Annotated in this window: 16 protein-coding genes and 1 tRNA gene; 12 read left to right on the top strand and 5 right to left on the bottom strand. The window is 67.3% G+C overall.

Annotation, left to right across the window (positions count from 1 at the left end; translation table 11 throughout):
* The first annotated feature begins 62 nt into the window (after window positions 1-62).
* From DI605_RS03495 to DI605_RS03480, 4 genes are all read left to right on the top strand, one after another.
* A complete protein-coding gene (locus tag DI605_RS03495) occupies window positions 63-1616 on the top strand; it encodes a cytochrome ubiquinol oxidase subunit I (RefSeq protein WP_293969108.1) in 1554 nt (517 codons plus the stop codon).
* A 27-nt stretch (window positions 1617-1643) separates the two neighbouring features.
* Window positions 1644-2792: a cytochrome d ubiquinol oxidase subunit II gene (cydB, locus tag DI605_RS03490; protein ID WP_293969105.1), complete on the top strand. Its 1149-nt coding sequence runs from the start codon at window positions 1644-1646 to the stop codon at window positions 2790-2792.
* A 15-nt stretch (window positions 2793-2807) separates the two neighbouring features.
* Window positions 2808-2912 (top strand): cytochrome bd-I oxidase subunit CydX, encoded by a 105-nt coding sequence (gene cydX, locus DI605_RS03485; RefSeq protein WP_293969102.1) that lies wholly within the window; start codon window positions 2808-2810, stop codon window positions 2910-2912.
* 302 nt (window positions 2913-3214) lie between these two features.
* Complete coding sequence (locus tag DI605_RS03480; protein WP_293969099.1) at window positions 3215-3925, top strand: Crp/Fnr family transcriptional regulator; 711 nt, start codon at window positions 3215-3217, stop codon at window positions 3923-3925.
* A gap of 43 nt (window positions 3926-3968) precedes the next feature.
* Here the strand turns inward: DI605_RS03480 and DI605_RS03475 are convergent, their stop codons facing one another.
* Window positions 3969-4508 carry a hemerythrin domain-containing protein gene (locus DI605_RS03475; protein ID WP_293969096.1) on the bottom strand — a complete coding sequence of 180 codons (540 nt, stop codon included), beginning with the start codon at window positions 4506-4508 and terminating at the stop codon, window positions 3969-3971.
* A gap of 163 nt (window positions 4509-4671) precedes the next feature.
* Window positions 4672-5325 (bottom strand): OmpW family outer membrane protein, encoded by a 654-nt coding sequence (locus DI605_RS03470; protein ID WP_293969093.1) that lies wholly within the window; start codon window positions 5323-5325, stop codon window positions 4672-4674.
* 105 nt (window positions 5326-5430) lie between these two features.
* Between DI605_RS03470 and hemN the strand changes: the two genes are divergently transcribed.
* Together hemN and DI605_RS03460 are read left to right on the top strand one after the other, a co-directional pair.
* Window positions 5431-6783 (top strand): oxygen-independent coproporphyrinogen III oxidase, encoded by a 1353-nt coding sequence (gene hemN, locus DI605_RS03465; RefSeq protein ID WP_293969091.1) that lies wholly within the window; start codon window positions 5431-5433, stop codon window positions 6781-6783.
* A gap of 87 nt (window positions 6784-6870) precedes the next feature.
* A complete protein-coding gene (locus DI605_RS03460) occupies window positions 6871-7422 on the top strand; it encodes a GNAT family N-acetyltransferase (RefSeq protein ID WP_293969088.1) in 552 nt (183 codons plus the stop codon).
* An 89-nt stretch (window positions 7423-7511) separates the two neighbouring features.
* On the opposite strand, the gene DI605_RS03455 is transcribed toward DI605_RS03460, so the two are convergent.
* Together DI605_RS03455 and DI605_RS03450 are read right to left on the bottom strand one after the other, a co-directional pair.
* Window positions 7512-7892, bottom strand: a complete 381-nt coding sequence (locus DI605_RS03455) for an Mth938-like domain-containing protein (protein WP_293969085.1) — start codon at window positions 7890-7892, stop codon at window positions 7512-7514.
* An 86-nt stretch (window positions 7893-7978) separates the two neighbouring features.
* Window positions 7979-8539 (bottom strand): hemerythrin domain-containing protein, encoded by a 561-nt coding sequence (locus tag DI605_RS03450; RefSeq protein WP_293969082.1) that lies wholly within the window; start codon window positions 8537-8539, stop codon window positions 7979-7981.
* A 214-nt stretch (window positions 8540-8753) separates the two neighbouring features.
* Here DI605_RS03450 and DI605_RS03445 point away from each other — a divergent pair, with 214 nt between their 5' ends.
* A complete protein-coding gene (locus DI605_RS03445) occupies window positions 8754-9656 on the top strand; it encodes a winged helix DNA-binding protein (protein ID WP_293969079.1) in 903 nt (300 codons plus the stop codon).
* 366 nt (window positions 9657-10022) lie between these two features.
* Window positions 10023-10098: transfer RNA gene (locus DI605_RS03440), tRNA-Val, on the top strand.
* Window positions 10099-10191: 93 nt separating this feature from the next.
* Here DI605_RS03440 and DI605_RS03435 read toward each other — a convergent pair.
* Window positions 10192-10758: a helix-turn-helix transcriptional regulator gene (locus DI605_RS03435; RefSeq protein ID WP_293969076.1), complete on the bottom strand. Its 567-nt coding sequence runs from the start codon at window positions 10756-10758 to the stop codon at window positions 10192-10194.
* 89 nt (window positions 10759-10847) lie between these two features.
* Between DI605_RS03435 and DI605_RS03430 the strand changes: the two genes are divergently transcribed.
* From DI605_RS03430 to DI605_RS03415, 4 genes are all read left to right on the top strand, one after another.
* Complete coding sequence (locus DI605_RS03430) at window positions 10848-11408, top strand: DUF6456 domain-containing protein (RefSeq protein ID WP_293969073.1); 561 nt, start codon at window positions 10848-10850, stop codon at window positions 11406-11408.
* Window positions 11405-12148, top strand: coding sequence for a TlyA family RNA methyltransferase (locus DI605_RS03425; protein ID WP_293969070.1), 744 nt, complete (start codon window positions 11405-11407; stop codon window positions 12146-12148). The genes DI605_RS03430 and DI605_RS03425 overlap by 4 nt, the downstream gene beginning before the upstream one ends.
* 162 nt (window positions 12149-12310) lie before the next feature.
* A complete protein-coding gene (locus DI605_RS03420; protein ID WP_293969067.1) occupies window positions 12311-12610 on the top strand; it encodes an accessory factor UbiK family protein in 300 nt (99 codons plus the stop codon).
* A 102-nt stretch (window positions 12611-12712) separates the two neighbouring features.
* Window positions 12713-13222, top strand: a complete 510-nt coding sequence (locus DI605_RS03415; protein ID WP_293970131.1) for a YbjN domain-containing protein — start codon at window positions 12713-12715, stop codon at window positions 13220-13222.
* The last annotated feature ends 6 nt before the right edge of the window (window positions 13223-13228 follow it).

Genomic DNA, 13228 nt, shown 5'->3' with positions numbered 1-13228 from the left:
CGGCCCGGGGCTGCGCCTAGGGGCGGCGTGAAGGGGCCGAACGGACCCCGGGGAGATCATAGATGGACGTCGGCGTCGTCGACCTGTCGCGGCTGCAGTTCGCCCTGACAGCTTTATATCATTTTCTGTTCGTGCCGCTCACGCTGGGGCTCAGCTTCATGCTGGTCATCATGGAGGCCATCTATGTGATGACCGGCCGTGCGATCTGGCGGGAGATCACGCGCTTCTGGGGCAAGCTCTTCGGCATCAATTTCGTGCTGGGCGTGGCCACGGGCCTCACCATGGAATTCGAGTTCGGCACGAACTGGTCCTATTTCTCGCATTATGTGGGCGATATTTTCGGCGCCCCGCTCGCGATCGAGGGGCTGATGGCCTTCTTCCTCGAGGCGACGATGGTAGGCCTCATGTTCTTCGGCTGGGATCGCCTGTCGAAGCTCGGCCATCTCATCGTCACCTTTCTGGTGGCGCTCGGCACGAATCTGTCGGCCGTGTGGATCCTCGTCGCCAACGGCTGGATGCAGAGCCCCACGGGTGCCGCCTTCAATCCGGATACGATGCGGATGGAAGTCGTCGATTTCGGCGCGGTCATCTTCAATCCGATCGCGCAGGCCAAGTTCGTCCATACCGTCAGCGCCGGCTATGTCTGCGCCTCGGTCTTCGTGCTCGGCGTCTCGGCTTATTATCTGCTGCGCGGCAGGTGGACGGAGGTCGCGCGCCGCTCGATGACGGTCGCGGCCGCCTTCGGCCTCGCCTCCTCGCTCTCCGTCGTCGTGCTGGGCGACGAAAGCGGCTATACGCTGACCGACAACCAGAAGATGAAGCTCGCGGCGATCGAGGCCGCCTGGCACACCGCGCCAGCCCCGGCCGGCCTCACGCTTGTCGGCATTCCCGACGTGGGCGAGCGCACCACCCATTATCAGGTGGAGATACCGTGGGTGCTCGGCATCATCGCCACGCGCAGCCTGGACAAGGAAGTCACGGGCATGTCGGAACTGGTGCTGAAGGCGCAGGAGCGGATCACGTCCGGCGTGATCGCCTATGATGCGGTCCAGAAGCTGAAGGTCGATCCCGCCAATCTGGCGGAGCGCGCCCGGTTCGAGGCGCACAAGCGCGATCTGGGCTATGCCCTGCTGCTCAAGCGCCACGTCGCCGATCCGCGCGACGCCAGCCCGCAACTGATTGCGGCGACAGCATGGGATGTGGTGCCCAACGTGCCGCTCATGTTCTGGGCCTTCCGCATCATGGCCTTCATCGGCTTCTACATGATCGCCCTGTTCGGTCTGGCCTTCGCGCTCTGCTCGCTGCGGCTGCATCTGAAGACGCGCTGGTTTTTGAAGATGGCCCTGTGGTCCATCCCGCTGCCGTGGATCGCGATCGAGCTGGGCTGGATCCTGGCCGAGATCGGCCGCCAGCCCTGGGCGATCGAGGGGGTGCTCCCCACCTTCCTCGCCGCCTCCACGCTCTCACGCGCTGCGCTGTGGACCACGATCGTCGGCTTCACCGCGCTCTACGGCACGATGGCGGTGATCGAGGTGCGGCTGATGCTCGCCTCGATCCGGAAGGGGCCGCACGATCATGCGCAAGAGCCCCATGTCGCCACGTCGGTCGCCGGCTGAGCGCCTTTAGGCACAAGGATCAAGACAATGGCATTCCTCGATTATGAAATGCTCCGGCTGATCTGGTGGGCGCTGCTCGGCATCCTGCTGATCGGCTTCGCGCTCACCGATGGCTTCGATCTCGGCGTGGCGGCGCTGCTGCCGTTCGTCGCGCGGGAAGATCGCGAGCGCCGCATGGTCATCAACACGATCGGGCCGACGTGGGAGGGCAACCAGGTGTGGTTCATCCTCGGCGGCGGCGCCATCTTCGCCGCCTGGCCCTTCGTCTATGCGGTGAGCTTCTCCGGCTTCTATCTCGCGATGTTCCTTGTCCTCTCGGCGCTCATCCTGCGCCCGGTGGGTTTCAAATATCGCTCGAAGCGGCCGGATCCGGCGTGGCGCGCGCGGTGGGATTGGGCGCTCTTCGTGGGCGGTCTCATGCCGGCGCTCGTCTTCGGCGTGGCGGTGGGCAATGTCCTGTCGGGTGCGCCCTTCCGGCTCGACAGCGATCTGCGCGCTTTCTACGAAGGCACGCTGCTGGGCCTGTTCACCCCCTTCACCCTGCTTTGCGGCCTCCTCTCGGTGGCGATGCTGGTGCTGCACGGATCGGCCTGGATCACGCTGAAGGTGGAACAGACGAGCGCCGTCCATGCCCGCGCCCGCGCGATCGGCACGGTCGCCGCCTTGCTCTCGATCCTGCTCTTCGCGGGCGGCTGGGCCTTCGTCGCTTACGGCGATATCGGCTATCGGATCGTCGGCGATGTCGATCCGCTCGGCCCCTCCAATCCGCTGCGCACCACAAGCGAGGCGGCGGCAGGCGCGTGGCTCGCCAATTATGGCGCGCATCCGTGGATGATGATCGCCCCGATCCTTGGCTTTGCCGGCGCGCTGCTGGCGTTGTTCGGCATCCGCCGTGGCAGCGAACCGGCCGCCTTCACGGGATCGTCCCTGTCGGCGGCGGGGATCATCGCCACGGTCGGCCTGTCGATGTTCCCCTTCCTGCTGCCGTCGCGGATCGATCCGCACAGCAGCCTCACGGTGTGGAACGCCTCGTCCAGCGCGCATACGCTGGCGATCATGGTGGTGGCGACGGTCGTCTTCCTGCCGATCGTCCTCGCCTACACTGCCTGGGCCTACAAGGTGATGTTCGGCCGCGTGACGGCGCGCGACGTTGCCACCAACCCCGATTTCTACTGATCTGGAGCGATTGCCATGTGGTATTTTACCTGGGTTCTCGGCCTCGGCCTCGCGCTGGCCTTCGGCATCCTCAACGGCCTGTGGCATGAGTTCCACCTGCCGATGGACGACGATCGATAGGTCGTCATCCCCGCTATCCCCTCTGTGCCGCGGGCTTCTGGAAGCCCGCGGCACTTTTCCGTTCCTCCGCCGCTAAAAAAGAAGGCCGCCGTGGCAGGGACCACGGCGGCCAGTGAATGACCCGCGCTGGGGAAAAGCGCCGGGTCTCGGGGGCGGGCCCGCTCCCGCTCCCCAATCGGGAGCAGGGCCACCGCCGTCGCCCCGATCGCCGGTTCCCGCGCGAACGGCCTTGATCCCGGTCAAAGACGGGCGTTCGATCCGAAAGACGCGACTTTTCGTGCCGCTCCGTCTATGCGGGGGGGATGCATGCGAGCACCATCTGCGCCGATTGCGGCGTGCGCGATCAGGCCCTTTGCGGAAGCCTCGATGATGAGGAACTGACGGCGCTCAACCGCCTCGGCCGCCGCCAGAAGCTGGCGCGCGGTGAAACGCTTGTCTGGGCGGGGGAGGAGGCGGCGATCTGCGCCAATCTCCTGTCCGGCGTGCTCAAGCTCAACGCCGCCACGGCCGATGGGCGCGAGCAGATCGTGGGGCTGCTCTATCCGGCCGATTTCGTCGGCCGCCCCTATGCGAAGCAGACCGATTTCACGGTGACAGCGCTGACCGACGCGGAATTGTGCGTCTTCCCGCGCGGCCCGTTCGAACAGGTGCTGGAGGATCATGTCCGGATGGAGCGTCTGCTGCTCCAGCGCACCTTCGCGGCGCTGGAGGAGGCGCGGGGCCGCATGCTGATGCTCGCGCGCCAGTCCGCCGAGGAAAAGATGGCGGGCTTCCTGCTGGATATGGCGGCCCGCGCCGCCGGCAATGGCTGCCGCGCCAGCATGAACGGCCCGGTCACGTTCGATCTGCCGCTCACGCGCGGCCAGATCGCGGATGTGCTGGGTCTTACGATCGAGACGGTGAGCCGCCAGCTCACCAAGCTCAAGACGGCGGGGATCATCGCGCTGCCCGCCGCCCGCGCGATCACGATCCGCGATCGCGACGCGCTGGCCGCCCGCGCGGACGCGGGATGATGGCCGGCGGCTGACGGTTTCTCGTTTCGGGCCGTTCGCGCCGCTAGCTTCGTCTCGCGATACGATCGACCAGCAGCGCCCGTGCGTCGGCGGTCAGCCGCAGGCCACCCAGCGCCAGGATCGCCAGTTCCTCGAAGGCGATGGCATCGCGGCAGCCCTCGAAGAAGCAGCGCAGCATATAGCCGAGCGCCTCCGGCTCGGTCGGCACGGGGGCGTCCGGATCGGGCGCGAGCGCCGCGACCAGATCCTGCCCCAGCACCGTGCAGGCGATATGGCGCCCGCGAATATGATCGAGCACGCTCCGCGCGAGCGGATCGCGCGCCTCGCGCCGGAATAGCCCCTCCATCAGCCGATCCTCGGCGTCATTGTGGCGGGAAAGCATGTCCAGCTCGGCGGTGATCCAGTCGGTTTCCTCCGGCGCCGGCAAATCGGGCAGGGCATCCGCAATCGCCTCCAGCCGCCGGCACATATGCTCAAGGCCGCTATGATCGGCCACCAGCCGCGCGAGATCGATTTCGGCGATAACGTGCCATCGCCGGCAGAAGGGCACCTTGCTGCCCGCATAGGCATCGATCTCTGTCATGCGTCTCTCTCCGGCCGCCGGAGTGGCCGATCGGCGCGCGGCGGGCCTTGATCGGGATCAAAGCCGCGCACCGCTTCATCCCGATGGATCGAAAGGCGGCCCACGTCCTTCTTTCGGGAGTGGGCCGGTGCCGTTCCCGTCTCCGTCGCGTAGGAGCCGGTGTTCAGAAGCGCATGCCCAGGCCCACGCCCACCACGATCGGATCCAGGCTCACGCGCACCCGGTTCACGGTAGAGCCGGTCGTCAGCCGCGCCGTCGTATCGATGTCGATATATTTCACATCGATATTGGCGAAGATCTTGCTCGTCAGATCGAAATCCAGGCCCGCCTGCACGGCATAGCCCACGCTATCCTTCAGGCGCACCTTCGTCTGGCCGATCGCGGCATCCAGCGCGTCGCTGGATTTCTCCGAATAGAAGATCGTGTAGTTGATGCCCGCGCCCACATAGGGACGGATCTTCGCCTGCGGCGCGAAATGATATTGGGCGGTCAGCGTCGGCGGCAGCACCCAGGTTCCCGCCAGACGGCCCAGCGAATCGAGGCTGCCCCGCCCGGACACATGATGCTTGGTGGTGGCGAGGATCAGCTCCGTGCCGATATGGTTCGTCACCATGTAGGTGAAGTCCAGTTCCGGCGCGTAGCTATTGTTCACCGCCACGTGCGCGCCGGGGAAGCTGGGCGTTACCGGGCCTGATTTCTCGGTGGGCGCTACCATCAGCGCGCGGACGCGGACGAGCACGTCGCCCTTCTCCGCATGGGCCGGCGCCGCTGCCAGCAGGGCCGCCGTGCCCAGCCCGAAAAATGTGGAAATCCGCATGATCTGCTCCCTCATTGAAGTTGAGGGGCGCCTAGGCCCGGCGGTGGGGGGCAACATTGACCGGGATCAAGGATGCGCGGGGGAGCCGCTGGCACCAGCCTGACCATGCACTTTTATCTTCCCGATCTCGCCGCGCGGCCGGTGCCGCGCTATACGAGCTACCCCACCGCGGCCGAGTTCCATGATGGCGTGGATGCAGCCGATCAGGCCGCGGCGCTTGGGGCGATCGCCCCCGATGCGCCGGTGTCGCTCTATGTCCATATTCCTTATTGCCATCGCATCTGCTGGTATTGCGGCTGCAATACCGGCGCGATCGGCCGGGCGGAGCGGCTGGATGCCTATGTCGATGCGCTGGAGCGGGAGGTGGAGGCCGTGGCCGGGCGCATGCGCGGCCGGGTCGTCTCGATCCACTTCGGCGGCGGCAGCCCCAATGCGCTGACGCCCGCGCAGTTCGGCCGCCTGATCGCCATGTTGCGCGCGCGCTTCGCGGGTGCGGCCGATGCGGAGATCGCGGTGGAGCTGGATCCCCGCGCGCTGGATCCCGCCTTCATTGCCGCCATGGGGCAGGCGGGCGTCGCGCGCGCGAGCCTTGGCGTGCAGACCTTCGCGGAGCCCGTCCAGCGGCGGATCAACCGGATCCAGCCTTATGAAATGGTGGCGGCGGCGGTGGCGGGGTTGCGTGCCGCCGGCATCGCCCATGTCAATCTCGATCTGATGATTGGCCTCCCCGGCCAGTCGGAGGAAGATGTCGCGGAAAGCATCCGGCTGGCGCTCGCCCTCGCTCCCGATCGGGTGGCGATGTTCGGCTATGGCCACAATCCCGGGCTGCTGCCCCGCCAGAGGATGATCGATCCGCGCGATCTGCCGGATGCCGAGGCGCGCTTCCGCCAGAGTGCGCTTGCGCACGATCTGCTCGTCGCCGCCGGCTATCGCGCGATCGGCTTCGATCATTTCGCGCGGCCGGAAGACAGCCTGGCCGTCGCGGCCGCCGAGGGACGGCTGCGGCGCAACTTCCAGGGGTTCACCGATGAGCCCGGGGAGGCGGTGATCGGCATTGGCGCATCGGCGATCAGCCAGTTTCCGGGGCTGCTCGTCCAGAATGAGAAACATGTCGCGCGGTGGCGTTCGCGCGTTGCGGAAACGGGCCTTGCCGGCGTGCGCGGTATCGCGCGTTCGGCCGATGCGCGGCTGCGTGGCGCCATCATGGAGCGGCTGCTGTGCGATGGCCGCGTCGACATGGCCGCCGTGGCGCGCGCACGCGGCCTCGCACCGGAGCGATTGATCGGCATCCGCCCGCGCCTTGCCGCGCTGGAAGCGCGCGGGGTGATCGCGATCGAGGGCTGGCGCGTCACGCTCGCGCCGTGGGGCTGGCCTTATGCCCGGCTCGTCGCGGCCGCGCTCGATATGCATCGCACGATCGAGATCGCCGAATCGCCCGGCTTGGCGATGGCGGGCTGATATCCGTCGCGCCGCTTTTGACGGGCATCAATGCGATGTCGCTCGTCCCCGCCTAGCATCCCTTCATCACTTCAGGCGAGAAAGACGATGACCCAGCAGACTTCGCAGACCCTGCACACCGAGCGCAGCCGCTGGAGCGCGGCGCTCACCACGCGCACCGGTCTTGCGCTTCACGTGCGCACCGCCGGCGAGGAGGACAAGGCGGCCCTGGCCGATCTGTTCCGCCATGTCGGCGCCGAGCATCTGCGCGAGCGCTTCAGCTCGACGATGCTGGAGGTGGACGATGCCCGGCTCAGCACGATGGCGTGCGCGGACGATCCGACGCTCGTCACTTTCCTCGCCTTTCTCGGCGATGGCACGCTGGTCGCCTGTGCCACCCTTTGCGACAATCAGGATGGAGAAAGCGCAGATGTCGCGCTTTCGGTGCACCGCGACTGGCGCGGGCGCGGGGTGAGCTGGACGTTGCTGGAACATGTGCTCGTCTATGCCGAGGCGCATGGCCTGCGTGAGGTGACGTCGCTCGAAACCCCGGAGGAGCGCGCGGCGATCAATCTGGAGCGCGAGATGGGCTTCGTCGTCCGCCTCGCCTCCGCCAGCCCGGTCGAGCTGAAGCTCAGCAAGCTGCTGCGGCAGGATTGATCGGCGGGATTGTTCGCGAAAGGCAACAGGTTGGCCTCCGGTCCGGCTGGAGCCGTGATCGGGCGCCGCCCCGTTTTTCGGCGGCGCTGCTAGTCGATCGGCAGCAGTGCTGCAGCGATCGCCCGCCCTTCGCTCCGCAGCAGGCCCCACGTCCGCGCGGCGGCACGGCTGTCCATCGGTTCGAGATGGAGCCCGCGTGCCTCCAGCGCGGCGGCCAGCGCCGGCGCCGGGCGGCGCAGACTGGCGCCGGTTCCGAGCAGCACGAATTCGGGCAGCGGATCCATGGCGAGCAGGATCGCGAAATCCGCTTCCGTCAGCGCATCGATGGTGCGCGCCGGCCAGTCGCGGGCGTCGTCGGGCGTGAGGATCAGGCCGCCGGGCACGATGCGATCGGCCACGCGGAAGCCGGCCGGTCCCATCGCGGCGACGAGGGGGCCGATGGCGGCGGGGGTCTTGTCGAGTTTGGACATTCCGTTCGGCTAGCCCCTGATCGCGCGGGGCTCAATCCGCCCGGCCGCGAATTCCGCGCATCGGCCTTTCCTGTCGGGCCTGCGGCTCACACCCGCGCAATTTCCTCCGCATCCGCCTCCGCCGTCGGGCCGAGATCGCCCGATGCCTCCACCTTGCGATACAATTGCGCCTGGCGCGCGCGCATCGTCTCGCCCAGCGCGTCGAGGTCGATCTTTCCGGCGACGTGCGCCTTCTTCATGTCCTCGAACAATTCCTCATCCTCCTCATCGATATGGTGGATGGTCTGTTCGCCCAGCACGTGGACCTTGCTCTTGTAGAGTTCCTCCCTGCCGGAGAGCTGCGCAATCTCGGCCGCGAGCGTCTTGCCGGCATCATGCTCGACAATGCCTTCGTCCACCTCGTCGCCTTCGCCCAGCGCCTTGCCCGCCGGATAGAGTATCTCCTCCTCGATCGTCATGTGCACGTCCAGCCGCAGGCAGATTTCGTCCGCGATATGCTTCAGGCGCGCGCCTTCCGCCTCGTTCGCCTCGGTGAAAAGCTCGCGAAAGCGATGATGCTCCTGCTTCAGCAGGGCAATCGCGGCCGGATCGTCTTTGGCAATGCGATGATATCCCTTGCCGTTCCGCGCGGCATAATTCTCGGCCATCCTGTTGCTCCCGAATAGTTTTCCCTAGAGCGCGCAAGGCGCGGCCACGGTTCCCGCCATGGCCTGTCCATGACAGGATCCCGCGAAAAACGTCCGCTATGGATCGAAAAAAGCCCGAATCGACCGGATTCGGGTGATATCCGAAATGGATCGATTGAAGGGGACGGCAACGTTCCATACCTTTCGGTGACCGCATCATTCTGGGGGGAATGCGATGGTGGGTCTGGGGGACAGCTATCTATCGACGCCGGCTATCCTGCTTTTCGCGGATAGCGAGGCGGGCCTTGCCGAGCAGGCGAGGGCGATACATCGGCTGGAAGGGAGGATCGCCGCATCCGGCGCCATCGATGGCGCGATCGCGGCGATCGAGGACAGGTGCGATATCGGCGCGGTCGTGGTGGATGCCAGCGTGCCCGGCGCGGCGCTGGATGCGCTGCTGGATCGGCTGGAGCGGGCCGCGTGTGACGGGCGCTTCATGAGCATCGTCGCGATCACGCCCGATCTGATCGATCTGGCCGCCGCGCGCTGCCCGCACCCGCATGTCGCGATTCTGTGCGGCGCGGGGGAGGCGGAAAGCGTCGCCGCACTCGCCCTGGCGCTCGCCGGATCAGCCCGCGTGCCGCAATTGGCCGAGGAGAATGGCCATGCCCGCCTCCGCCAGCTGAGCGAGGAAGTGGGCCGGATCGCCAGGACGCTGGCCGCGCTCTCGGAAGGGGAGGATTCCGCCCGCTTGCCCGGGCTGCCGCCGCTGGAAGGGGAGGAGACCATTCCGCCCAGCGCCGCCACGATCCGCGCCTGCATCCGGGCGCGGAGGCTGCGCGACCAATATTTCCCGGCGGATCTTTTCGCGGATCCGGCGTGGGACATGCTGCTGGATCTGGCGGCCGCGCGGATCGAGGGCGGCAATGTCGCCGTCTCCAGCCTGTGCATCGCCGCCGCGGTGCCGGCCACGACGGGCTTGCGCTGGATCAAGACGCTGACGGACGAGGGGCTGTTCGTCCGCGTCGCCGATCCGGATGACGGGCGGCGTGTGTTCATCCGCCTCTCCGATGCCGCGATCGGCGGTATCAGCGCTTATTTCAGGGCGCTCGATCGCGCCGGCCTGATCGCGGTGTGAGGGATAAGCGGGGTGTGGTCGGGAGGCGTGGCGATCCCCCCGAAGGCCCCCGCCACACCGTGCGATGACGTGCGAAATTCATCGTGCGGGTTCGGCCGCCCGGCATCGTCTTGGTGCATCAAGAGGTGGTGGAACCGATGCGGTCTGCAACAGGATTGGTGAGAGGTATCGAATTGAGCGCGTGGCTGTGGCTCGCGGTGATCGTCGCTGTGCATCTGCCGCGCTGAAGCCCGGCTCCGGAGCGAAACAGAAAACATGTCCCGGAATTCGGCGCGGGCATGCGTCGCCGGGCTATCCCCACGAGGTGCCCATGGCCTTTGAGGCGCTTGAGCCAGACGAGCGGAGCGTCTAGGGGGCTCCACCGGCGGTGGCTTAGCTCAGTTGGTAGAGCATCTCGTTTACACCGAGAGGGTCGGCGGTTCGAGCCCGTCAGCCACTACCAGCCGGTTCGTCCCCTCGATCGATTTCAGCGATCGATCGGGAAGGGGGGAGAGGCGCCGGCGCGCGCGCCGCGTATGCGGGCAGGCGCCTGGCCTCAGCGCATCTCGCGTACCAGCCTGCGCACGATGCCCACCCACGCCGGATCCGCCACGACGGCCGATTTCGCGCCCGGCGCCGGCGGCAGGAGCAGCAGGCGCGCGCCCTCGCGCTGGATCACCCGCCCGAAGGCGAAGCGCCCGGCCGGGCGGGGCGCGATCACGTCGCGGTTCAGCGCCTCGCCGAACCGATCCGGATCGATCTGTTCGCACCACAACGTGTCTCCGGCGCGATAGTCGCCCACGCTTTCGATCACGCGCAGCGCCACCATGCCCGGCAGGGCTTCCGGCAGGGGGAGGCGTGCGGGATGGGCGAGAGCGCGCGCGCCATCCATCCCCAGATCCGCCACCACGGGCAGGTCGCCCCGTTCGGGCAGGCGGACGAGATCGGCGGCGGTGACACCCAGCGCGTCGGCGATGCGATTGAGCCAGCCGACGGATACGGTACGCGTCCCCATTTCCAGCCGGCCGATCGTCTGCGCGGTCGTCGGCGGCGCGCAGCGTTCGGCCACGTCGGCCAGCGTCAGGCCCTTCGCGCGCCGTATCTCACGGATGCAGGTAATCATCATCGCCTCCTGATGAACCAGATCGGTTATTCTCTTTCCTACAGATGCGCCCCCGTGGCAAGCGAATCGGCGAAGCGGAGGAGCACGCCATGACGACGCCCGAATCCCATGTCCGCCATCCCGGCCGCCTGCTCGTGGAACGCCCCCTGGCAGCGCCTGTGGACGGCATCCGTGCCGGGCGCGATTCCGGCTCTACCCACGCCGCTTCCTCAAATTCGGCTGCATCGCGCGCGGCGCGCCCGACACGCAGCGTGACGGTGAATCTCGCCGAATCGCCGCTCGGCTGGCTTCATGCGCGCGGCCTCGTCTCCACGCGCCAGTTCGATGCGGGCGAGCGGCTGCGTGCGGACTGGACGATCGCGCAGTTGGGGTCGCGCGTCACGATGCGCTGGGATCCCCATCCGGCGCGCGGCACGCGGGGCGCCGGCGCCCCGCTCGATCCCACGCTGGCGGGTATCGCCGCAAAGCGCCGTTTCGACGAGGCGATCGAGGCGGCGGGCAAGGGCCTGTCGGATATTCTCTGGCGGGTCGTGTGCGATGGCGCTGGGCTGGAGGCGGCCGAAAGCGCGCTCGGTTGGCCCCGGCGTGCGGGCAAGCTCGTGCTGCTGATGGCGCTCGATCGGGTCGCGGACTATTACCGGCTCCCGTGAGCATTCCATCCAGAAAATCCCGTGCGGACCAGCTTCTCGTCGATCGCGGCCTCGTCGAAAGCCGCGCGCGGGCGCAGGCGCTGATCCTCGCCGGCCTCGTCTATGCCGGCGATCGCAAGGTGGCCAAAGCGGGCGAGGCGATCGCCGCGGATGTGGTGCTGGATGTGCGCGGGCGCGATCATCCCTGGGTGTCGCGCGGCGGCATCAAGCTGGATCATGCGCTTGCCTTCTTCGGCTGGGATGTCGCGGGCGCGGTGGCGATGGATGTGGGCTCCTCCACCGGCGGCTTTACGGATGTGCTGCTCACGCGGGGGGCGGCGCGCGTCTATGCGATCGATGTCGGCACGAACCAGCTTGCCTGGAAGCTTCGCCAGGATGATCGCGTGATCGTTCACGAAAAGACCAATGCCCGCGCGCTGACGGAGGCGCAGGTGCCCGAGCCGATCGACATCATCGTCTGCGATGCGAGCTTCATCGCGCTGACCAAGGTGCTGGATCGCCCGCTGGATTTCGCTGGCCCGGATGCGCGCCTTGTCGCCCTCATCAAGCCCCAGTTCGAGGCGGGGCGCGACGAGGTGGGCAAGGGCGGTGTGGTGCGCGATCCGGCGGTTCACGCCCGCGTCTGCGCGGAGGCGCGCGCCTGGATCGAGGGGCGCGGCTGGACGGTGGAGGGCATCGAGCCCAGCCCGATCACCGGGCCCGAAGGCAATGTCGAATTCCTGATGGCGGCGCGGAGATGATGGGCCTGCCCTTCACCATGCCGGCACGGGCGGGGAAGGGAAACTCCACAGGATAGCGGCGGGGGATGGTGCCGCGCAGGCCCCTGTGTGGCGCCCGCCGAAAGACTCTGGTTGCGGCGGCCCGGTTCCTCTCCCATCTAGCGCCCGATAAAGGAGCTTTCGATGCAGACCGAAAATCGCCTGTTCGAGGATTTCGTGAAGATGGCGAATGGCGTCGCCGGCACCTTCGCGGGCATGGCGCGCGAGGGCGAGGCCGGCGCGCGCGAGAAGCTGAAGGGCTGGCTCGGCGGCATGGATTTCGTCGCGCGTGAGGAATTCGATGCGGTGAAGGCGATGGCGGCGGCCGCTCGTGACGAGGTGGAGGCGCTTCGTGCCGAGATCGCAGCGCTCAAGGCTGCATCCGCGCCGGCGCCGAAATCGCGTGGCAAGGCAGCGGACAATCCACCTCCCATTCAGGATTGATTCCTAAACCTATCCACAGCTTTATGCCCCTATATGCGTGGGCGTGCTTGCGCTGGTGCGGGCGGCCGCTAACCCTCGGCGGAACCGGAGGGCGGGATGACGATGCTGGCGGACGAATATGAGGCGGATCGCGACGGCGGCGCCCCGATCGATACGCTCGAACAATATTGCGAGGCGCATGGCTGGACGTTCGAGCGGCTCGGCGAGGACGAGCTGATCGCCAACGTGCAGGGCAGCTGGGCGAAATATGAGCTGCGCGGCGTGTGGCGTGAGGAGGATCGGGTTCTCCAGATCCTGGCGCTGCCTGATATCCGCGTGCCCGCCGATCGCCGTGGCCAGCTTTACGAGACGATCGGGCTGGTCAACGAGCAGCTTTGGATCGGCCATTTCGAGTTGTGGTCGGCCAGCGGCATCCTGCTGTTCCGCCACGGCGCCCTGCTCGACATGTCGAACGAGGCGGCGCTTTCGATCGATCAGTGCGAAACGCTGATCGAGGCCGCGATCGAGGAATGCGAGCGTTTCTATCCCGTCTTCCAGTTCGTGCTGTGGGGCGGCAAATCTCCCTCCGAAGCGATCGCCGCCGCGCTGATCGAGACGCACGGCGAGGCATAGGGCGCC

It is taken from the genome of Sphingomonas sp. (assembly GCF_003248515.1).
GTDB lineage: Bacteria > Pseudomonadota > Alphaproteobacteria > Sphingomonadales > Sphingomonadaceae > Sphingomonas_I.
The sequence above is the reverse complement of the archived record's forward strand: the minus strand, read 5'-3'. Positions and strand labels throughout refer to the sequence as shown.

Bases quoted from the DNA above. Each gene is read 5' to 3' on its own strand.
- DI605_RS03475 (WP_293969096.1), bottom strand. From the start codon at position 4,508: ATGACAGAGATCGATGCCTATGCGGGCAGCAAGGTGCCCTTCTGCCGG.
- DI605_RS03450 (WP_293969082.1), bottom strand. From the start codon at position 8,539: ATGGCCGAGAATTATGCCGCGCGGAACGGCAAGGGATATCATCGCATT.
- DI605_RS03495 (WP_293969108.1), top strand. From the start codon at position 63: ATGGACGTCGGCGTCGTCGACCTGTCGCGGCTGCAGTTCGCCCTGACA.
- DI605_RS03470 (WP_293969093.1), bottom strand. From the start codon at position 5,325: ATGCGGATTTCCACATTTTTCGGGCTGGGCACGGCGGCCCTGCTGGCA.
- DI605_RS03420 (WP_293969067.1), top strand. From the start codon at position 12,311: ATGCAGACCGAAAATCGCCTGTTCGAGGATTTCGTGAAGATGGCGAAT.
- DI605_RS03455 (WP_293969085.1), bottom strand. From the start codon at position 7,892: ATGTCCAAACTCGACAAGACCCCCGCCGCCATCGGCCCCCTCGTCGCC.
- DI605_RS03480 (WP_293969099.1), top strand. From the start codon at position 3,215: ATGCATGCGAGCACCATCTGCGCCGATTGCGGCGTGCGCGATCAGGCC.
- DI605_RS03430 (WP_293969073.1), top strand. From the start codon at position 10,848: ATGACGACGCCCGAATCCCATGTCCGCCATCCCGGCCGCCTGCTCGTG.
- DI605_RS03460 (WP_293969088.1), top strand. From the start codon at position 6,871: ATGACCCAGCAGACTTCGCAGACCCTGCACACCGAGCGCAGCCGCTGG.
- cydX (WP_293969102.1), top strand. From the start codon at position 2,808: ATGTGGTATTTTACCTGGGTTCTCGGCCTCGGCCTCGCGCTGGCCTTC.
- DI605_RS03415 (WP_293970131.1), top strand. From the start codon at position 12,713: ATGCTGGCGGACGAATATGAGGCGGATCGCGACGGCGGCGCCCCGATC.
- DI605_RS03445 (WP_293969079.1), top strand. From the start codon at position 8,754: ATGGTGGGTCTGGGGGACAGCTATCTATCGACGCCGGCTATCCTGCTT.
- DI605_RS03435 (WP_293969076.1), bottom strand. From the start codon at position 10,758: ATGATTACCTGCATCCGTGAGATACGGCGCGCGAAGGGCCTGACGCTG.
- cydB (WP_293969105.1), top strand. From the start codon at position 1,644: ATGGCATTCCTCGATTATGAAATGCTCCGGCTGATCTGGTGGGCGCTG.
- hemN (WP_293969091.1), top strand. From the start codon at position 5,431: ATGCACTTTTATCTTCCCGATCTCGCCGCGCGGCCGGTGCCGCGCTAT.